Below are 21,022 nucleotides of genomic sequence, written 5' to 3'. Positions count from 1 at the left end.
TCAGATCCGAAGCTCGCGGAATGTCGCGTACAGGCGCACGATCCAGCAGCACAGCGGGAAAACTAACGCGATCGCAAAGTATTCCAGGATCTCGACCTGACGGCGCATCACCGGAGAGAACTCCAACCGGGGGGCGACGATCCCGCAGGCGACCACCAGCACCATCAGAGCCACCAACGACAGAGTCGCAGTGAGTTCCCAATTGTCCAGACCGACAGCCGTTTTGACGATCAGCAGCAGCGCGATCGCCAACCCGGCGCCGATCAACGTGGCGGACTGCGTGAGGTCGTGGTGGCTGCGGCCGCGCAGGCACAGCACGGTCGCCACCGCAGCCGCGAAAACCGTTCCCTGCCAATAGAACCCGCCGCTGACATCAATGGCTAGGTAACAGCCGACCGTCGCGGTGATCGCGGCGGCGGCCAACACGCCGGTCAGATACTGGCCGGCCCGCCGAACCCGGACGGTCATGCCCTCCTCGGTAGGGATCACCTGCTTGCCGACGGCATTGACGCCCTCGACGGTGGTGCCGCCCTGGGTTTCAATGTCGTCGAGTGGCTCCCCGGCCGTGGGGACTCGCGGGACGGGCAACTTGGCCAGCAGGATCGTCACCCGCGGTGACATGTAGACGACGATCACAGAGACCGTTGCCAACACCGCGCCGGTGGCGCGTGGCGGTGGGTTCCACAGCAGGCCGGCCACCGCGGCTGCGCCGCCGATCACCGCCAGCGCGATCACCGCGGTGTGCAGTACCCGCCCGCGACCGCTGACTAGTAACACCAGCAGCGATGCCAAACCCGTCAGTGCCAACGCCATCGGCAGTGATTTGATCCCGTAGCCGTCGGGCACCACGTAGAGGGCGCCACCGAACAACAGCGGAGTGGCCACCGCCGCAATCCATTCCGAACGACGGGCGCCATTCGAGCGATGCGCGATCACGCAAGCGACGACTACCGCCAGGGTACCGATACCGAGGGCAGTGGCCGGCACGTAGACCTCGCCGGCGTGCCGAGACAGCAGGAACGCGGCAGTGACAGTGGCGGCCAGGCCGACGCCGAAACAGGCGATCAACCGTGCGTCTCGCGAAACCCAGCTCAGGACCGATGACGTGGACTCCCCGGGAGTGTCCTGTACGTCGTCGAAGAGCATCGGTCGGGCCGGCTGGTCGATCTCGCGGATGGTCAGCAGTTCGCCGTCGTAGATGTTGGCCTCGCCCAGGGACCGGCTGGGGTCGATCGCCTCGTCGCCCAGCCGGGCCAGCGTCCACTTGCCTTCGGTGGTGTCGAAAACGACCTGCTCGAGTCCAGCATCCGGTGGCGGGTGCGCGGCCATTTGCTCATTGGCGATGTCGATGACGTCGTCGATGAAGGCGCTGATGCTGGCGTTGGCGGGTAACCCGAAGTCGAGCCGCAGGTCACCGACCACGAGCGTGACCCGGCTAAGGGTGGGCTCGGCCTCGGATTCGGCGTCTAATTCCGATAGCGACGGCGGTAGAGTCATCGCTATCGACCTTCTGCGTGTTGTGGCATTTCGCTGGTCACAATACCCAGAGATGTCCTGAGAATTTGTCGCGAGTTTCGGGGAATGACTTTTTGAGTACGCAGGGCTTTGTGCGCCGCACGCGGGTGTCGCCGCCACGCATGCCGGGTGGCGAAGTGAACCTACAGGCGCCACCAGAGGTACCGCGGGTGATCCCCGGCAACCTCCTGACGAAGTTGCTGCCGTTCGTCATGATCGTCGCAGTCGTCGGGATGATTGCGCTGATGGTGACGGTCGGGGGCCGAGACCTGACGAAGAATCCGATGTTCCTGATCTTCCCGATGATGATGATCATGTCGATGGCCGGCATGTTCATGGGCGGCGGCGGGCGGACCGGCAAGGCAGCCGCCGAACTCAACGAGGAGCGCAAGGACTACTTCAGCTACTTGGCGAACTTGCGTGACGACGCCGACCTGACCGGCGAGGGACAACGCACCGCGCTGGAGTGGAGCCATCCGGACCCGCGGGCACTGGCTGATGTCGTCGACAGCCGCCGGATGTGGGAGCGCCGCACCACCGACGGTGACTGGTGCCATGTCCGGGTCGGCGTCGGCACCCACCGGTTGGCGACCCGGCTGCTGGCACCCGAGACCGGCCCGCCTGAGGATCTGGAGCCGGTATCGACGGTGGCGCTGCGGCGGTTCGTCAAGACCCACTCGGTGGTGCACGCACTGCCTACCGCAGTGTCGCTGCGGGCATTCCCCGCTATCACCTTCGAGGGTGACCGCAAGTTGGCCCGGCAGCTGGTGCGTTCGATGGTGTTGGAGCTGTGCGCGTTCCATGGACCCGACCAGGTCCAGGTCGCGGTGGTCACCGCCAACCCCGACGGGGAAAACTGGAGCTGGGTCAAGTGGTTGCCGCACGCACAGCACGCGACCGCCCGCGACGGCATGGGCACGCTGCGCATGCTGTTTCCCAGCCTGGAGCTGCTGGAGCGGTCTTTGGCCACTGATCTGGGGGAGCGGGGCCGGTTCACCCGCAACGCCGAGCCGACAAAGGGTCTCAAACAGCTCGTGGTGGTCATCGACGACGGCTATATCACCGGATCCGAGCGCCTGGTCACCGACGCGGGTTTGGACAGCGTTGTTCTGTTGGACCTCAACGGTTCTGATGCGGCGGCTAACCGACGTGGGCTGGCGTTGGTGGTAGAGGCCGATGCGGAAGGCGAGCACGTCGGCGCGCGCACCGCGGTGGGTGTTGAGCGGTTCGCCACACCCGACACGATCACCGTTGCCGAGGCTGAAGCGACCGCACGTCGCATTGGCCGCTTCCGCTTGGCCAGCGCCGCGCATATGGTCAATTTGGAGGCAGATGCGCGGGCCACCGACCCGGGACTGATGGCGCTGCTCAAGATTCCCGACGCCGCGGAGATCGTGCCCGAGCAGGTGTGGCGGAAACGTTCCCCGCGAGAACGGCTGCGGGTGCCTATCGGTTACACCCCCAACGGCCAGCCACTCGAACTCGACATCAAAGAGTCCGCCGAGTCGGGCATGGGTCCGCACGGGTTATGCATCGGCGCAACCGGTTCTGGCAAGTCGGAGTTCCTGCGCACGCTGGTGCTGTCGATGATCACCTCGCACTCACCCGATGTGCTGAACATGGTGCTGGTCGACTTCAAAGGTGGCGCAACGTTTCTCGGACTCGAGGGAGTGCCCCACATCGCGGCGATCATCACCAACCTCGAAGACGAGCTCGTTCTGGTCGACCGCATGCGCGACGCGCTGGCCGGTGAATTGAATCGCCGCCAGGAGCTGCTGCGCGCGGCCGGCAACTTCCCGAATGTCAACGAGTACGAACGAGCCCGCGCCAACGGCGCGGAACTCGACCCGCTGCCGGCGTTGTTCATCATTGTCGACGAATTCTCCGAATTGCTGTCGCAGAAGCCTGATTTCGCTGAACTGTTTGTGATGATCGGTCGGTTGGGCCGGTCGCTGCACGTGCACCTGCTGCTGGCTTCGCAGCGGTTGGAGGAAGGCAAGATCCGAGGGTTGGAATCGCACCTGTCTTATCGGATCGGTCTCAAGACATTCTCGGCCGGTGAATCGCGCAGCGTGCTCGGCGTCCCGGATGCCTACCACCTGCCCAGTGTTCCGGGTTCGGCCTTCCTGAAATGCGATGCCTCCGAACCCATCAGGTTCAACACCTGCTACGTGTCGGGGGATTACGTGCGCCCGCGGCGGGCCGCCCAGAGCGGCAGGAGTCGCCAACTGGGGGCGTTGGCTCCGAAATTGTTCACCGCCACGCCCGTCCGGAAGGACGCTGTGGCCGTCAATCCGACTGCCGATGCGGACGTGCAGTCCGGCGCATCGTCCTCAGTGATGTCATCCCAGACATCGCCTCCCACTAAGACCACGTTGCTCGATGTGGTGGTGTCGCGGCTGAGGGGACACGGCCGGCCGGCCCACGAGGTGTGGTTGCCGCCGTTGGACGAGAGTCCCGCCGTGAATCTGCTGCTGCCGAATACGAATTGGGCGGCACCGGAGAACCTCGACGGTCGGCTGTGGCTACCGATGGGGGTGGTCGACCGTCCCTACGATCAGCGTCGCGATGTGCTGATGGTCGACTTGTCCGGAGCGCAGGGCAACGTGGCGGTGGTCGGCGGCCCGCAGTCGGGCAAATCGACGGCGCTGCGCACACTGATCATGTCGGCGGCCGCCACCCACACCCCCGAGCAAGTGCAGTTTTTCTGTCTGGACTTCGGTGGCGGCACTTTGACCAGCCTGGTCAATCTGCCGCACGTAGGCGGGGTGGCGGGCCGGATGGACGCCGACGGCATCCGACGTACCGTGGCCGAGGTGGCCGGGGTGCTGCGGGCACGCGAAGTCCGATTCCGTGACCTGGGCATCGAGTCGATGCGTGACTTCCGGGCACGCAAGGCGCATCTGGCAACGCTGCCGCCCGAGGTTGCCGCTCAGGATCCGTTGAGTCAGGACAAGTTCGGTGACCTCTTCCTGGTTATCGACGGCTGGGCCTCGATTCGCAGTGACTTCGAAATGCTTGAACCCACCTTGAATTCACTTGCAGTGCAGGGTCTTTCGTATGGTGTGCATCTGGTTATCTCAGCGACTCGCTGGATGGAGATGCGCGCCGCGGTCAAGGACATGCTCGGCACCCGCATCGAATTGAAATTGGGTGATTCCCTCGATAGCGACGTTGGACGCAAGTTCAACGAGTTGATCCCCGTGGGCCGGCCCGGTCGTGGTATCAGTCATGAACGGCTGCATATCCTGATTGCGCTGCCGCGGCTGGACTCCAGCTCGGGGGTCGAGGATCTACCCGACGGTGTTTCGGGCGCGGTCAGTGCGATGCGCGCGCATTACGGTAACCGGCAAGCGCCACGGGTGCGCATGCTGCCGCACAACGTGGACCGCGACGCGGTGATCCGGGCGGCCCGCGCTGCCCGGATGTTGGGTCCCGCGCGCGTGGCCGTTGGCATAAACGAATCCGAATTGCGGCCCGTGGTACTGGATTTCGACGCCCAGCCACACCTGGTGACCTTCGGCGAGGCCGAATGCGGCAAGACCGGTCTGCTGCGCAACATCGCCACCGGGCTGATGGAGAACGCCACGGCCGAGCAATGCAAGATCGTCCTGGTCGACTACCGCCGCTCGATGCTTGGCGTCGTCGACAACGAATACCTGGGTGGATACGCCACAGCGGCACAGTCCTGTACCGAGCTGCTGACCGCGCTGGCCAGCACATTGCGAGATCGGCTGCCGCCCGCCGATATCACCCAACAGCAGCTCAAAGAGCGATCATGGTGGTCGGGTCCGGACATCTTCGTGATGATCGACGACTACGACCTCGTGGCTACCGGCTCGATGAGTAGCCCGCTGAGCCCGCTGGTCGAATTCCTGCCGCAAGCGCGTGACATCGGCCTGCGAGTTGTCGTCGCGCGCCGCATCGGGGGCGCTGGACGCGCCATGATGGACCAGTTCATCGGACGGTTGAAGGACCTGTCCTGCAACGCTTTGGTGATGAGCGGAACCAAGGACGAAGGTGCGCTCTTCGGCTACAAGGCGACCGAAATGCCGCCGGGCCGGGGAATGCTGGTCTCGCGGACAACCAAGAGCGGCGTCATCCAACTGTCGAGAATGCCTGAACTGTGACCGGCGTCAGCGAGCTCAGACAGTTCCAGGTGGTATCGGCCGCACCCAAGCACATCCGGGTGTCGGTGTTCGGGCGCCGCACGCAGCTAGACATCGCCCTGCCTCTGGATGTCCCGGTGTCAGGCTTCGTCCCGGAACTGGCCCGCCTCGTTAGCTCCCGGGACATCGAGCAGGACGGTGAAGGTTCGGCGAAGGACGAACACCGGACCTTCTGGGTACTCAGCCGACTCGACGGCGATGCGTTGCAGCCACACCGGACGCTGCGCGAATCGGGGGTGACGAACGGCGAACTGCTGCGACTCACTTCGGAGCGGGCATTGTCGCCGCCCATTCTGTACGACGACGTGGTCGATGCGGTCGGACGGCTCAACAAGGCCGCCTATGCCGCGTGGAACGCGGCATCGGCGCGCTGGATGGCGTTCGTCGGGGTCCATCTCGCCGCCCTTGCCATGACGTATTGCGTCGTCGGACGTCCGCGTGCGGCCAACCACTACGTGATCGTCGCCGTTGCCGGCGCCGTGGCGCTGACGCTGGTCGGTGGTGCGGCGATGGCGCATCGCTCCTACCGACTCGATGACGTCGCCGCGGCGCTCGGGTGGGCTGCCATCCCGATCACGGCCGGCATCGCCTTCGCGCTGCTGGCGAGGTTCGGCCAGTACGGGTTGGCCGGCGCCTGCGGGGCGGTGGTGGTGCTGTGCGTCGTCTACGACCGGTTTATCGGGACCGGCCACTGGGCGTATTTGGCGAGTGCGTTGCTGTTCGGGCTGGTCGGTGTCGCCTTGGCGGTCCGGGGTCTGCAGGTGCGCGCCGAAATCCTGTTCGTGGCGGCAGCGGTGACGGTGGTGCTGGCTTGTCTGACGGTCCGGCGGCTGACGGCGCGGCTGGACAGATTCCCGACACCGAGCGTCGCGCTCGAAACTAACCGCGAGGACTGGGATTTCGAGAATCCGTTCGAGCCGTCGGCACCGGCCATGAGCCGCGATTCGGGCGCGACGATGCCGACCGCCGAACAAGTGTGGACCAAGGCGAAGTCGGCAGCCATCACGCGCGCGGCGCTGCTGGCCGGATTGGCCGGCGCTGCGACGGTGTACCTGACGTTGCTGCTGCGCACTGCGGCAGTGGACTGGCCGGTGATCGCCTTCGTGTTGGCCGGTGCGGTGGTGCTGGGTCTGCACGCCAGGGACTTTCGCACCTGGGTCGAGCGCGTCGCGCTGGCGGTGCCGGCCGTCGCGATCCTGCTGATTACCTGCGTGGCGGCCGAGGGTGGGATTCAGCCGATGCCGGTGGTCGCGCTCGGCGTGCTGCTGGGCGTCGCGATCGGTGCCGCATCGACAGGGTTGGCGGGCGCTGGGGACGGGTCTTCGTCTGCGACGCGGACGCTGCTCGCTTATCTGCAGTACCTGGCCGTTGCGTCCTTGATCCCGTTGGCGTTGTGGGTGGTGGGTGTCTACCAGCGGTTGGGATTGCGATGAAGCGCCTGGTCGCGGCGCTGGCCACTCTGCTGGTGGTTGCGACGGTGAATCCCCCCGTGGCGTGGGCGATCCAGCCGCCGGTGGTGCAACCGGGGCCGCCGCCTGACGGGCCGCTCGGACCGACCGAGACGACCGATCTCAAGGCGATCTGCGGTGTGCCCACTGGGGTCTTGCCGCAGTCCGATTTCAGCCTGCAACCCAGCGCCGAGGCGATGCTCAATTTCGTCGACGCGTGGCGATTCTCGCGCGGGGCAGGGCAGAAGGTTGCGGTAATCGACACCGGGGTCAACCGGCACCCGCGACTGCCGGCGCTGGAGGGTGGCGGCGACTATGTATCGACCAGCGACGGTCTGCAGGATTGCGACGCCCACGGAACGTTGGTGGCAGGAATCATCGCGGCCGTGCCGGCCCCGGGCGACTCTTTCGCCGGGGTGGCGCCCGAGGCAACCATCCTGTCGATCCGGCAGAACAGCGCGGTGTACGGGCCGAAGGAGGGCGGCTCAGCGCAGAGCAGCGATCCCAATGCCACGTCGCCGGGATACGGGAACACCCTGACTCTGGCGTACGCCATCACCCGCGCGGTCAACCTAGGCGCCACCGTGATCAACCTATCGGAGGTGGCGTGCACCCCGGTCGGAGGTGGCCTGGACGACGGCGCACTGGGGCGCGCGGTCCGCTATGCCTTCGAGCGCAACGTGGTGGTGGTGGCTGCTGCGGGCAACTTCAGCAATCAGGGGCTATGCAAGACGCAGAACGCCATGCCGGACCCGAACATGCCCCTGAGAAGTGGTTGGGATTCGGTGCGGACCATCGCCAGCCCGGCGTGGTTCAGCGATTACGTGTTGACGGTAGGGGCGTTGACCACCTCGGGCGAACCGGCCGACTTCAGCCTGCGCGGACCGTGGGTGGGGGTCGCAGCGCCCGGAGAACGGATCATGTCCCTGGATTCCAACGGGCCGGGACTAATCAACGCCGTATTGGGGCAGCAAGGGCTGGCGCCGATCAACGGCACCAGTTTCGCCGCCCCGTTCGTTTCGGGATTGGTGGCGCTGGTCCGGTCCCGCTTCCCAGAATTGAATGCCGCTCAGGTAATCGAGCTGATCAAACGGACCGCACACACTCCGGGCGCCGGGCCCAACGAGGCCACCGGGTATGGCGTAATCGACCCGGTCGCCGCACTGACCTATCGCCTTCCACCGGCCAGCCAGCTGCCGAACCCCGAACGGGCGACCCCTATCGCCGGTCGGCCACGCCGTGACCCGGCCAGTCGGCGCGCTCAAATTATCGTGCTGTCGGTCACCGCGGGTGCCGTGGCCTTGGCGGCGGCGGCAGGTGCCCTGGCGGTGGCCCGGCGGCGCCGGGAAGCACGCGCGGCGGATTCTGAGCCCGACGTGCTGAATTAGGGCGCGTCGAATAGCTGAAATTGCGGTTCGTGCGTCGCGGGAATGTGTGGGAGCCTCGAACTGAGAATTAACGGTTTGGCGCTACGTACGATTGAACACGGCACGTCGCCGATTCGGAATGGGAAGGGGGTACGACAGTGGCAAACCGAACGCCGAGGCAGAAACCTGCCGACGACGAGCGTGGGTCGCTGGCGCACCCGCCCTGGCTGACCGGCGAGACCAAGCAACGGCGCGTTCCTCTGGTCCGCGGCAAACAGGCTGACAAACAGGCCGGTAAACAGGCGAATGAGGAGGCAGAGGAGTCGTCCCCAACGGCCCGCACGCCGAGCAATCCCACGGACCCGCCCCGCGAGCCGGTCCCGGGGGCGTCTGGCGAACCACCGGCAACGCGGGTGCCCGACTCGGACGAAGTCGTGCCTCGGCCTGCGCGCGTCGAGATACGCCGCGACCACGACGACGATGTTCCAGAATTTGACCGGCGCACTCAACGTGTCGGTGACGACGCAGCATTTCGTGCAGAGCAGCCGAATGGTTCGGATCGGCGTTCTCTGGAATCCGGGGCACCCGACGCTGAGACACTTTCGGGCGCCGAGCCCCCTACGACGAATCCGCCAGTGGAGCAAGCGGTTTGGATCGAGCCGGAGAAATCGGGCGCGCCTGCGGTGTCGGAGCCGGAGTCCCGGCCGGCGGTCGAAGTCTCGGTTGAGCGCGATTGGGAACCCGACCTCCCGAAGGAACCTGACCCGAGTGGGGAGTCCTCGGCACCTGACGAGCCGGCTCATGAAGAGCCGGCGCCGGGTGAACTCGACGACATCGAGCTGAGGGCTGCGGCCCTCCTCGAGCAGATGGAGGCCAAACGGGCGCAGGCCTCGGCAGCTGCGCAGCAACCGGAGGCCGAAACCGCAGCCGACCCGGCCCCGGAGTTCGTTGTCGACGACTGGTTATCGACCAATCCGGTCGACGACAACAAGCAGGACAACAAGCAGCCGGAATCTATTGTGCCCGAAACGGATTCGCTCACTCAAGCGGATGAGTCGCCAGAGCCGCGCCAGCTGCCCGAACCACCGGTGGTGCAAGAGCCGCCGATGGTGCCAGATTCGCCCGCGCCGACGGCGACCGGTGCAGAAGCCGGCACCGACGAAGCCGGCACCCTCGGCGAAGAGGCCACCGAATGGCGGTGGACCGATTTTCTGCGAGATGCCGAGGCGCCCTCCGAGTCGGTCGTCGACCATCAGCCCGCAGAGCCCACCGCAGTGACCGAGACGGAGTCGAACGTCCACGACCCGTCCGCCGCGACGCGTCGTCCGGTGGTACCACCGTGGCAGATGCCGAACGCGGCCACGCCAACGGACATCGACCGCACCCAGGCAGCGCCACACGAACCGCCGCCCGGAGCGCCGACGCAACAGGCACCAGTCCCGCCCGGGCCGCCTGCTCGCCCTGGCCCCGGATCACGGCGCGGCGCGCCACCTCCGTTCCCGCCACCACCGCCGCCGGGGCCGTTCCCGCCTCCACCCTGGTGGCCTGGGCCACCGCCGGGTCGGGGTGTCCCACCGGCGGCGCGGCAGCCTCCCACCCGGCTGCCAGCTGGTCAACCGCCCGGTTCCGGACGGCCGCCCGGTCCGCCGCCGGCTCCCGTCGGACCGCCGCCGAGCTACCAGCCGTTCCAGGTGCCGCCGCCCATCGACGAGGCCGAGGTGGCCAACCTCGATCGGTTCGCTCCACCGTCGGGCTGGCGTCGTGCAGTGCACAAGGCGACTGGGGGACACCTCAACCCCGGGGCATCCCGCAAGGAACGTCGGCATGAGCATTTGCTGGCCGAGATCCGGCAGCCGATCGTTGGTGACTTCCGCATCGCGGTGCTCTCGATCAAAGGCGGAGTGGGTAAGACCACCACCACATTTGGATTGGGTTCGGCTTTGGCGACGGTGCGGCACGACCGGGTGATCGCCGTCGACGCCAATCCCGACCGCGGGACGCTCGGTGAACGAGTCGGTGACCTGTCGACGCGCTCGACTGTGCGTGATCTGCTGGCGGATCCGAACATCAATCGCTACGCCGATGTGCGCAACCACACGCTAATGGCCACCAGTCGACTTGAAGTTCTTGCCAGTGAACAGGATCCGGCCGTGTCGGAGATCTTCGGTGCAGAGGACTACCGTCGCACCATCGAGATCCTGCGACACTTTTACAACATCATTTTGACTGACTGCGGCACCGGCATCATGCATTCGGCGATGTCCGCGGTTTTGGACCTTGCGCACAGCATCGTGCTGGTCAGTTCACCGGCGATCGACGCCGCGCGCAGTGCGTCGGCGACGCTGGACTGGCTTGTCCAGCATGGGCATTCGGGCCTGGTCCGCGAAGCGCATGTGGTGTTGAGCGCGTCCCGGCCGGGGTCGGCGGCACTCAAACTGGACAAGGTGTATGAGCATTTCCAAACCCGCTGCCGCTCAATCCATTTGATTCCGTTTGACCCGCACTTGGCCGAGGGCGCAGACGTCGACTTCGACCGGCTGCGTCCTGCGACGAGGCAGGCTTATCTGGAGCTGGCCGGGTCGGTGTCGGAGAATTTCGGACGGTTGCGGGGCGTGCGGGAACAGGTTTAGCCGTTGCGGGTGGCTACTTGGCCTTCAGGTGTTGGTTAGTCGGAGATGTCGGTGCCGGTGTCGTGGGCTCTGGTGGTGGGTCGACAAAACGGTGGCGTTGGCGGAATTGGGCGGAGAATTCGCCAGTTCATCGCCGCGAACACGGGCAAACTGAGCCAGACCGGACGTGCCGAAAGCTACCACGTTCGCTCCCCGCGGATGCTCGCGCCTTCACTGGGTGGGCGAGCGCGCGGCGGACTATCCGAAGTGGCACGACACTGCGAACTGCCACTTCGCCGACATCTAGGGGGTGTTCAAGTACAGCGGCATATCGTTGGCTCACCTGAGAAAGATGAGCAGGGCAACGAGTACGCCGACGACCGCGAGCCCGAGCGCCGAGCCGAGCACGAACAGGCCTCCCCGGGTCTCAAGGATCGCGAACCCGAGGCTGGTCTCGCGGAGGTATTGGTACCGAGACACCGCCGCGAGTGCGCACACGACGCCGCCGCCGATGAGCGCGGTCCCAAGCACATTGGTGATGTTGGCACGGACGAGAAGGATTATGGTGACCGCGAATACGCCACCCAGCCCGATCAGTGTCATCGTGCGCTGCAGGTGGTTTCGCTCGAACGGGTATTGCGCCCCCCACAGTCTCGCCAACTTGGCTTTCATTGAGGCTCAGCCCCGTGGCGCGAGGACGAGGACGATGACCCCGGCTCCCGCGAGGAGGATGGCCACAATGACGAGCAGCGGGGCGCCGAAGCCGGGCAACGGCTGGCGTTGCCGCAATGCGCGCTCGCTCACGAACCAGCGCCGCACACCGATGCCGCAGGTACCGAAGGCGATCGCCACGAGCCCCAGGGCGAGGATCTCGCTCTCGAACTGGGGGTGTTCGATGAGGAGCCGATCGATGGCGACGGCGCCGGCGAGCAAGGTCACCGCGAAGCGCAACCACGACAGGTAGGTACGTTCGTTGGCCAGGCTGTAAAGGGGGTCGGGCTCCTGGCCGACGTCGTAGACCGCGCGTGGGAAGCGCGAACCGATTTCTGCGTCGCCGTCGAAGTCCATTACCTCGTTGTCGGCCACGCAATCACGATAGACCCCGGCCGCGATGTTTCCCCGGACCTCACCGCTCGAGGCGAACACGAACCTGCCCGTTCCACGCCGAGCGTCCCCGCAACCCTGGGTCGAACGCTCGGCTGGTTCACCCGGGCGAAGCGGTTGGGCGAGTTTCACTTGGACGCCAACCGACCATCATCCGGGCCGTCCTCCACACGCGGACGAGTCTGACTCGGCGCGCAGGGGCGAGCCCTTGCCTATGCGCGAGCCGCGCGCTCACTGACCCCTGGACGGGAACCCTTGGAAAGACTCTCCGCGATCTTGCCGTCGCGCAGGCCGAGGGTGCCGACGTCAACTTCGATCGGCTACGTCCTGCGCCGAGACGGGCTGGTCTAGAGCTGGCCGGGTCGGTGTCGGAGAAGTTCGGACGGTTGCGCAGCGTGCGGTGGTGGTGTGGCCGTCACGTGTTGGTCAGTCGAAGATGTCGGTGCCGGTGTCGTGGACTGGTGGTGGGTCGACAGCGGGGTGGCGTTGGCGGAATTGGGCGGAGAGTTGGCTGCTGACCTGCGGTGTGGGCGTGGTGGTGGGCGCGGCGAGGATGTGGTTGTCGTCGGCGATGTAGTAGAGGGTGTCGACGGGGTGGGTTGTGGTGATTTGCCAGCCGTCGCGTAGCCGGTTGGGGTGTAGGTCTGCGGTGGGGTAGGACGGGTCGTGCACGGCGAGGTAGTCGCGCAGGGTGGCCAACGCCTGTGCCGGTGGCAGGTAGGGGCTCTCGGCTGGGGAGGGGAAGTAGAAGATCTCGTCGGCGGTGGGTACCGAATAGCCGGCGCCGGTGACGTCACGCACGGGCTTCAAATAGCCGTCCACCAGGTGGTAGGGGACGATGGCCATGGTGAGGCGGGCGGCTTCGAGGATGTCGATGGTGGCCCAGATCTCTCCGATACCGAGGACCTCCGCGTTGGGAAAGTGGCCCCATTCGTCACGGCTGGGGGACGGTGGCTCAGGCACCGTGCGTTTGACTCTGCGGCCCCCTCCGATGCTCAGCCGCAACGAGGGTCCATCGATTCGCCTGATCGAGTAGGGGTCACCTTTGTACCAACACGTGGTGATCACCTCGTAGAACGCCTCTATTTCGGAGGCCGGTACCGCTTTGTAAGCGATGGACTGCACGAAAGAGCGCCGGGCATCCTTGGCCTGGAATCCCGCCGGGATCACCTGTCCCGGGGAGACGATCAATTTGACCCTCGAGGCATTGACGTCGCAGCGGAAGGCTTGCCCCTGGTACGTGCAGTAGGTATCGCAAGGCAGTAGCTGTGTGCCGTCGAGTCGCAGTAGGTGTTGTGGCGCTGGGGTGGCGAGGTTGCCGAATACCTCGTCGGCGACGGCGCTGACTTGTGCGGCGGTGATCGGTTGCGGCGCGAAGTCTCGTTCGCGTAGGTAGTCGAGGAACTGGGGTCCTGGGCTGAGGTGGTAGTGGCGCACGTAATAGCTGATGGCGTCGTCCCAGCGCCATACCCCGTCGGTGCGTTGGCTCAACGGCACCCGCGCTGTGTTGTCACCCGACCACGGGTCGGGCATTCGAGCGGTGGTGCGGGCCACCACCGCACCGGCGTCGAGGTAGGCGGCGACGCGTTGTGCGTCGTGGGCAGACAGCCGCGGCAGGGACTCGTCGGGGGCAACACCGGATGCGCTGCCTGGTTCGGGCCGCCATATCGACAGTGCTCGCGTGTTCACAAGGCCCTGCTCACTGAGGTCCCTCGGCATGTGCCATTTCACGTTGGATCTGTGCGACTGCGTCGGGTGCTATCGGTTGCCAGCGGCTGGGGTCGTTCAATGACGGGTTGGGTGCGTAGCCGCTGGGTTCCCAGCGCCCCGAGGATGGTTCGTAGGTTTCCAACGTGCGTCCATCGAGGTTCCGTACCAACAGTTTTGGGTCATCCGGGTGGGTGGTCACGGCCAGCCAGTAACCCGGTTCGACGTGCAGATGGGCCAGCATCGCATCAACGTCGCTCTCAGCTAGTCGCGCCCAGCCGTGCTGTCTGATGACGTCGTCGCGGATCGATTGGTCAGGGGCTTCGACCCATCCTGGTCCGGCCTGACTGTAAACCTGCAGCCGGTCGTGGTCGTCGATCCGCACCACGAACAGCGGCCGCGGTTGGCCGGTCGTTTCATCGGTAGTCACGAAGTAGCGCATCCCCGCCTTCGGGGGCCGCGGTAACTCCAGGCTGGACTGCGCCGTCACCGTCATCCCGGCGGTGGCAGCAGCAGCCAGGACCTTGCGACGCAACTGCTCTGCCTGTTCAGCGGGCAGCGGGTCCTTCTCATAGGTGAGGTTCACCAGCCAGTCGTCGTCCTCGTAACGCCATAACGTCAGCTCCACCAACCCATGCTCCCGCGCGCGTAGCCTAGCCCTCCCGAACTCCTGGTCCCAGTCATCGTCGAGTCGGCCACGCCGTTGCAGCCCCACCTGCTCGAGAAACTCGGGTAGATGTTCCGCCAGATCGCCCTTCATGCAGATTCGGAATTGGTCACTCATCTGCGCCGGTCTCCCAGACGATTAATAATCCAGTCCGTATCGCGGAAATGGGTCGAGATGCCGCTGCCAAACGCCGACTTGTCCGGCGGACCAAGGGAACCGAAGACGGCTGGCGCAACTTCACGGCCAAGACGTTCCTCCCAACGGTCTTTCCAGGCGTACAACGCAGGGAAGGTTTGCCTGACCATGTTCTTGTCTACGAAGTCATACTTCTGATTGACGAGTGGTTTTCGCGTGTCGGGGTCCATCGTTTCCCATTCTTGGCGGGCCTTTTCGACCATGGCATCCGAGGAGAACTGCACGTCGTAATCGCTGGGCGGTTCGGGTTCGCCTGTTTCGTCGAACACGCCCAGCAGATGCTTGGCGTCGAAAGGGACCCGGGATGGCCGATCGGATTGCGGCCGATCACCCATCCATTCTTGCAGCCGCGCCAGCGCGCTGGGCTGCCCGGCCAGCTCCGCTTCGGTAGGAAAGTCCTTGTGGGGGCCGGAGAAGAATTGCGCCGAAGAACCCTGCAGCCGAATATCGACATGCGCCGCATCGATGCCGTCGATGGTCAATGCGTCCGTCAGCGATGCGGTGAACTCCCTGAACTGCTCGGGAGTCATGCCCAGCGGAGCCTCGAATCGTTCCCACCAATCCACCTGGGTCTCGTCGATACCCATAAAACCCAGATCTTCCTCCCGAATTCGGTACCCGGTGTCGTCGTGGGGCCAGCCTCGCGTCCGATCGCCCGATTCGAATTCCTCGACCGGAACGCGACCAGTCTCGTCGATAAATCCGTCGTCAAACGCTGCGCGCTTTCTGCTCTCGGTAGGGTCCTCGTATTGCTGGGCCGGCCGGTGCCAATCCTCGGCCGGGTGACGGAGGTCCTCGTCGCGGTGCGCCCCGTGCGTGCTGCGGTGCGAAGCGACGTCGCTGCCTCCCTCATGTGCGCCAGATCCGCGCAGCATGAGGCCATGGCCGGTTCCGAGGCAATCCAGACTCAGCAGCCGGGCCAAGTCCACGCTGCGTGGACGCGCCGCAGTCTCGGTGTGCGCGCCGTCGGGCGTGAAGCGGTTCCACTGGCCATCAGGCGGTATGCGCGGACCCAGCTCGCCGTTGCGGCCGCGTTCGAACCCCGTCACCACCGGCTCGCGCCCGTCCGGGAATGTCCAGACCGGGCGGTCGGGCGCGGTGACTGGGACACCGAGCTCACGGGCCAGCTCGGCGGCGAACGGGTGTGTGCCGGCACCTGTGTCGCACGACAGCAATCGGATGGGGGATTGCCCGTCCCAGCTGGTATTTGTGCGGATCACCTCGCCGAATTCGTGTGGCGACATCCGATGCTCGACACCGCCCACGTCCCATACCGACACCGCGTGTGCATCCCCGTGCACATCGATGGTGAATTCCCCGGCAATAGCGCGCACATCCCCGGCGGCCGAGCGCATGGTGACATCTGTCGGGTCGAAGAACGCTACGCCCGCTTCGGTGTTGAACGCCGCACCCCCGAACACCCGTGCCGCGACCGCCGGGTCCCTGCCCGGCTCGATCGGCGGGCTGGTACTCGGCGGGTCACCCACCGACTCGGCGCCGCGGTGTAGCGGTCGGTCCGGCGGGTCCGGATGCGTCCCGTGCTGCGGCGAATCCGGGAACACCCACTCGCCGCCCCGGTGTGGGGGCCAGCCGTCGACTACGTGGTCGCCAGATTCTTTGGCCGACACCCAAGTCGGCTCGCCACCAATCTCCTCCAGCCGCGCGACCGGATGGCGTGAACCGTCCGGATCGATCCGGATCAGCTCCGCTCCGGAGGCCCACCTTCCCCGCTCCAGCAGATATTCCGGGTTCAACCTCTGCCCGTCGCCGGCGTAGCCGGTACCGGTGTGTGGAGGTGCCCCTTCGTCGAGATCCTTTGTGCGGGCATCGACGATCCCCAGGTGATTGGTGATTCGCCCGTTCGGTACGGACAGGTTTCCCTGCGCCACCTGCCCTTCGATGACATACACGTGGTCGGTCGTGGTGAACACCTCGTAGGGCGACCATTCCCCGTAGTCCAGCCGTAACCCACGCAACAGATCTGACGGTGTGCGCAAAGCGGCAGCATCCGAGGCCACCGACACACACCCACCAACACCATCAGCCTTGTATGGGCCGCCACCGCCGTACTCCGAACCTGGGTTGGCGACCTGGTCGAGAATGGTTTTGACAGCGGGTTCGCTGATCACCTTCTGGATCACGTCCGCCGGCCCCGGATGGGGATGGGCCATCCGCGCCTCGTACATCATCTGCAGGTGTTCGGCGCTGAATTCGACGACCAGCTGGTCGCGCCCCACCACTGCGGCGCGTTCCTGCATAGCCATGAACTCATCCAGACTGACCCCGTACCGCTCCAGCACCGGCGTCACTACCTCGACCGGATCGGGCCTCGCGGGTGCCACATCACTAGGAGTGGTCGAATCGTCAGGCAGGGCTGCCCAGTCCGGACGCCCATCGCCGTCCGGGTGTGCGCCTTGCGGATCGACCGATCGCCCGATCGCGTCGGCCGGCTCGGCGGGTCCGCGAACGCCCGGTTCGCCCTGGCGCGCTGGGTGCTCGAACGGGTGCGTCGGGGTTCCGTCCGGATTGAACGTGACGATCTTGCGTCCGGCCACGCCCGGGTGCTCGGGCAGGTGCGGCACGAGCGTTGCGGCGCCGTTGTCGAATATGTGCAGGCCCCCGGCATGAGGTTCGACGATGCTGAGGTGGGCGCCCGGGTGGCCGGGGGGCAGGGCGGCCGGGTCGTAGTACTCGACGACCCACACCGACCTACCTTGCTGCAACGCGTGGCCGATGTCGGCCGTCGTCGCCTCACGAAGCGGGCTGTTGAGCGCCCTTTCCAACTCCGCCGACGACACGCCCCGGCCGTGGTGGTCGGCGATCTCCCCGATCCGGGCGTCCGGATGCTGCTGGGAAAACCATTCAGCGCCTTGGCGGACACACTCGCTGGGGCCCGGGTAGCCGGTCGCCGGTTCAGCAGGCCGTGATCCCGCTGGGTCACCGGCGAACCGGTGCTGCGGGTCGTGAGGCGCCTCGAAGGTGAGCTTGTCGACCGTGTCGGTGACGATGCTGCCAAGATTGCCTAGGGACTCGCTCACCCGGGCGTGCGGATCCTCACGTAGCGACACGGGTCTGCCGTCGGGTCCGATGACCTCCGAGGCGAACATGTTGGTGTGCGAGCTGATAAGGCCCGGCAGCTCGGGGGCAAGGTATTCCGCCCGTACCCGCACTCCGCCCCAGTGTGGGTCCGCTGGATCGATGCCTAACCCGAAGTGGCCCAGGATCTTTCCTGGCCCAGGGTTGGCGAAACTGTTCAGATAGTGCCCGAACCGATCCAGCACCCGCCCGGCCCCGTCGAACACCGGGCCGACAACTGGAACCCGGCCGAACTTGTGCAACAGATCTCCGCGGATCGGCAGGTCCCCGATCCTGCCGTAAAGCGGATAGCCGCGCTGCGGTGAGCTGCCGAACTTGGTGACGATGTCCTTGCTCGACGACGCGACATAGACCCGATCACCGACGTCGAAATCGCGAGCGTGGGCCAGCGGCCCGGCGCCCGGGGACCCGGCCAGGGTCACCGAGTGGACGTAATCGCCGAGCCGTCCGCCTGCGCCGGCGAAGGCTGTCGTTGTCGAGCCGTAGGAGTGCCCGATGAGGTGGACGGTGGGATTGCCGGCGAATGAGGCGTGCAACGCCGCGACATCGTGAGCTAGCCGGTGTCCACCGGCTTCAGCGAATGCCGGGGTGACGGTCTGCCCGAGGATGCGTATTCCGGAGGGGGCGTCGTAACCCAGGTAGGCCACCGTCAGCCGCGGCATGTCCGGCTTGAGCTCGCTGGCCCGGATGTGCAGGTTCTCGGCATCCGCCACGATGCCGTCGAAGGACATGGCGGTGCTGCGAATACCCGGGGTGTAGACCGCGATCTCTTTGGGAGCGTGCAGGTCGCCGATGCCCATGATGATTTCGCCGTCGCCGCCGAACTCGCGGGGATTGAACCGCAGCAGGTGCCGAGGCCCGGCACCGGGATCCGGGTCGTACCGCTCGTGCCAGATCCGGTCCACCGCGCGCGTCTCGGAGTCCAGCCGGATCGATCGCATAATCTCGCCAGGCAATGTGTGGCGACTGGTATCCGGCAGATTCTCGAAGTCCTGCAATCTGGGCCGCGGGTGGTTTTCGGGATCACGCAGATGCGCGTCCATTTTCTCGGCCCAGTCACGAATCACCGCAGGGTTGCACTCCGGATGCTGCTGAGCGAAGCGTTCCTGCAGGTTGTGCTCCACGAACCTCGCCTGAACGTCCGGCGGCAGACCCCCCTTGAGGTCGCCCAGTTCGCTGTAGTGGCCCGGCCGCGTCTCGTGCGTGACGATGGCGTCACGCATCGCCGGGTCGAGGTCATTCCACCGTTGCAACCGTTGACTGTTCTGCTCGTGAACAGCCTGCGTCCAAGCTTTGCTGTTCTTGTCCGGGGCGGCCAGCGCATCGCCGACGTCACCCTTGACGTGGTCGACAGCGCGCACGACGTCCTCGGGGTGCGACGGCTGCCACGCCGAAACCCCTTGGGGGACCGGTGGTTCGGGTCCACGACCGGTGCCGGGCTCGGGCCCGACGGGTTTGTCCGGCCCACTGTGCCCCGGCCGGGGTTGGTCCATCTGTTCGCCGATGCGACTATCACCGGTCAGTCGGGCGCCGGGTCGATCGCTGCCGATGCCATCACCTGGCGCCTGCTGGGCCGCGCGCGTGTCGGCCGGGCTTGCCACCTCGGAGCTGGCCGAGCGCAGCGAGTCCCCGGTGCCGCGGGTCACGCCGGGGTCTGCGGTCGGCGTCGATGCGCGGGCGACTCCGGAGTCGGCGATGGGCGCCGCGGCCCGGGCGTCGGCGATCTGGGCCACGGGCACACCGTTGTGCCCGCTCGCCGAGGCTCCCAGCGAGGTAGTGCCCGAAGACAAGCTGGCACCGCGTGGCGTTGCCGTCTCGGGCCGGGGTCCGGGTGTGGCAGGCTCCGCCGCCCGCGCCTCCGGCGCCGGTGACCGTATCCCGGCCGACTCGGTCCCGCCGTGCGGATGCGACGCCGCCGCGCCCACATTGGGATCAGCGGCTGCCGGCGGGTGGCTGACGGGGTCTGATCGCGTCGGCCCGCCGTCGAGATTGGTGTGAACACCGGTGTCGACACCGCGGTCGGCTACCGCGTCTGGATGCGGCGAGGTTTGGCCGGGTGTCGAGGGGGAGTCGCGCCAAGGGAGCGTGTCGAGGCCGTGGCGGTCGAGGGCCTGGGCGACGACGTCGTGCATCGGCGCCACGCCGAGCCGATCGCCGACGACGCTGTTGATCTTTTCCGAGGCCGGATGCATGACCGGGTCGAAGGCGCTGAAGGCAAGGCTGGTCTGCGCGACATGTGAGAGATCGACTTTTCCCTCTTGGACATATTGCGCGGCGGCCATGCCACTGAAGTTGGCGGAGAATCCGGCCAAGGGCTTCTGGGTGGCGGTGACAATTCGTGCGCCGACGGGCGCGATACCGCCGATCCTGGCCCCGACCCGGCCCAGCCCTGACGCCGTTATCCCAGCCACAGGCGCGCCGACGCCGCCCATGATCGCCCCCGACAGCGTCGACCGGCCCAGCTCGTTGAGGTCGAATCCCTTGCGGTCTCCGGCCGCTATCTGCAAGCCCTGCGAGGTGACGTCGAATCCGGCCATGCTCCCGGCTCCGATTGCAGCGCCCTTGCCGACCACCAGCGTGGTTCGGACGGTCGCTTGGACGACGGCTTCCGCCAACGGCTTCGTCGCCAGCTTCGCCAGGACCGAGGCCGCCACCCGCGCCACGATTCGGCCCACTGCGGTCCTAATCGCTAGGTAGATCGCGGCTCGGGCCACCCCGACCGCGACCGCATCGACGAGCGGGCCCAGGAAAAACGAGAGGACCACCGAGGCGGCGAGCGCGGTCAACGCAATGATGAAGGCTCTCTTGGCCGTCTCGATCTCGCCCGCGACATGTCGCAACCGGCCTTCTAGGTTCTCGAAATTCTTGATCAGCGTGTCCAGCCCGCCGGGAATGTGACTGAGCTGATCGGCTAAATACTCGTGAAACTCACCCGAACCGAAACCTTCGAGCGCCTTGTTACGCGCTCCGTTGACCACCGGACCGAGCTGCTGCAGGGTTTGCGCCAGGTGCTTCCACTGATCGGCCTGCGCACGGCATTCGTCTTCGTCACCGCCGGGCCACTCCGCGCCGACGACCTCCTTCAGCAGCCACCGCAGCGCTGCAGGACATTCCATTCCCATAATTCAGGCGCTCCGCGCCATTC

Annotated in this window: 9 protein-coding genes and 1 pseudogene; 4 read left to right on the top strand and 6 right to left on the bottom strand. The window is 66.2% G+C overall.

Annotated elements, in window-relative coordinates:
* On the bottom strand, positions 1–1,497 hold the full coding sequence (gene eccD / locus H0P51_RS19850) for a type VII secretion integral membrane protein EccD (RefSeq protein ID WP_180914600.1): 1,497 nt from the start codon (positions 1,495–1,497) through the stop codon (positions 1–3).
* Between the two features lie 92 nt (positions 1,498–1,589).
* Between eccD (H0P51_RS19850) and eccCa the strand changes: the two genes are divergently transcribed.
* The 4 genes and pseudogenes from eccCa to H0P51_RS19830 form a co-directional block, all read left to right on the top strand.
* Positions 1,590–5,645, top strand: coding sequence for a type VII secretion protein EccCa (eccCa, locus tag H0P51_RS19845; protein ID WP_180914599.1), 4,056 nt, complete (start codon positions 1,590–1,592; stop codon positions 5,643–5,645).
* Positions 5,642–7,117 (top strand): type VII secretion integral membrane protein EccD, encoded by a 1,476-nt coding sequence (eccD, locus tag H0P51_RS19840; protein ID WP_246398102.1) that lies wholly within the window; start codon positions 5,642–5,644, stop codon positions 7,115–7,117. Before eccCa ends, eccD (H0P51_RS19840) begins: the two co-directional genes overlap by 4 nt.
* Positions 7,114–8,520 (top strand): type VII secretion-associated serine protease mycosin, encoded by a 1,407-nt coding sequence (gene mycP, locus H0P51_RS19835; RefSeq protein WP_180914598.1) that lies wholly within the window; start codon positions 7,114–7,116, stop codon positions 8,518–8,520. The genes eccD (H0P51_RS19840) and mycP overlap by 4 nt, the downstream gene beginning before the upstream one ends.
* Before the next feature lie 1,196 nt (positions 8,521–9,716).
* A pseudogene (locus H0P51_RS19830) lies at positions 9,717–11,129 on the top strand (MinD/ParA family ATP-binding protein); the annotation flags it as partial.
* Between the two features lie 318 nt (positions 11,130–11,447).
* Here the strand turns inward: H0P51_RS19830 and H0P51_RS19825 are convergent.
* The 5 genes from H0P51_RS19825 to H0P51_RS19805 form a co-directional block, all read right to left on the bottom strand.
* Positions 11,448–11,780: a hypothetical protein gene (locus H0P51_RS19825; protein ID WP_180914596.1), complete on the bottom strand. Its 333-nt coding sequence runs from the start codon at positions 11,778–11,780 to the stop codon at positions 11,448–11,450.
* Between the two features lie 6 nt (positions 11,781–11,786).
* Entirely contained in the window at positions 11,787–12,194 is a 408-nt protein-coding gene (locus H0P51_RS19820) for a YidH family protein (protein WP_180914595.1), read from the bottom strand.
* A gap of 444 nt (positions 12,195–12,638) precedes the next feature.
* Positions 12,639–13,901: a hypothetical protein gene (locus H0P51_RS19815; protein ID WP_246398100.1), complete on the bottom strand. Its 1,263-nt coding sequence runs from the start codon at positions 13,899–13,901 to the stop codon at positions 12,639–12,641.
* A gap of 10 nt (positions 13,902–13,911) precedes the next feature.
* Positions 13,912–14,703 carry a hypothetical protein gene (locus H0P51_RS28650; protein ID WP_246398099.1) on the bottom strand — a complete coding sequence of 264 codons (792 nt, stop codon included), beginning with the start codon at positions 14,701–14,703 and terminating at the stop codon, positions 13,912–13,914.
* On the bottom strand, positions 14,700–20,993 hold the full coding sequence (locus tag H0P51_RS19805; protein ID WP_180914593.1) for an alpha/beta hydrolase: 6,294 nt from the start codon (positions 20,991–20,993) through the stop codon (positions 14,700–14,702). Before H0P51_RS19805 ends, H0P51_RS28650 begins: the two co-directional genes overlap by 4 nt.
* Between the last annotated feature and the right edge of the window lie 29 nt (positions 20,994–21,022).

The sequence above is a fragment of the Mycobacterium vicinigordonae genome, assembly GCF_013466425.1.
Classification (GTDB): Bacteria; Actinomycetota; Actinomycetes; order Mycobacteriales; family Mycobacteriaceae; genus Mycobacterium; species Mycobacterium vicinigordonae.
This window is presented reverse-complemented; position numbering and strand designations above follow the sequence as displayed.

Bases quoted from the DNA above. Each gene is read 5' to 3' on its own strand.
- eccD (WP_180914600.1), bottom strand. From the start codon at position 1,497: ATGACTCTACCGCCGTCGCTATCGGAATTAGACGCCGAATCCGAGGCC.
- mycP (WP_180914598.1), top strand. From the start codon at position 7,114: ATGAAGCGCCTGGTCGCGGCGCTGGCCACTCTGCTGGTGGTTGCGACG.
- H0P51_RS19825 (WP_180914596.1), bottom strand. From the start codon at position 11,780: ATGAAAGCCAAGTTGGCGAGACTGTGGGGGGCGCAATACCCGTTCGAG.
- H0P51_RS28650 (WP_246398099.1), bottom strand. From the start codon at position 14,703: ATGAGTGACCAATTCCGAATCTGCATGAAGGGCGATCTGGCGGAACAT.
- H0P51_RS19805 (WP_180914593.1), bottom strand. From the start codon at position 20,993: ATGGAATGTCCTGCAGCGCTGCGGTGGCTGCTGAAGGAGGTCGTCGGC.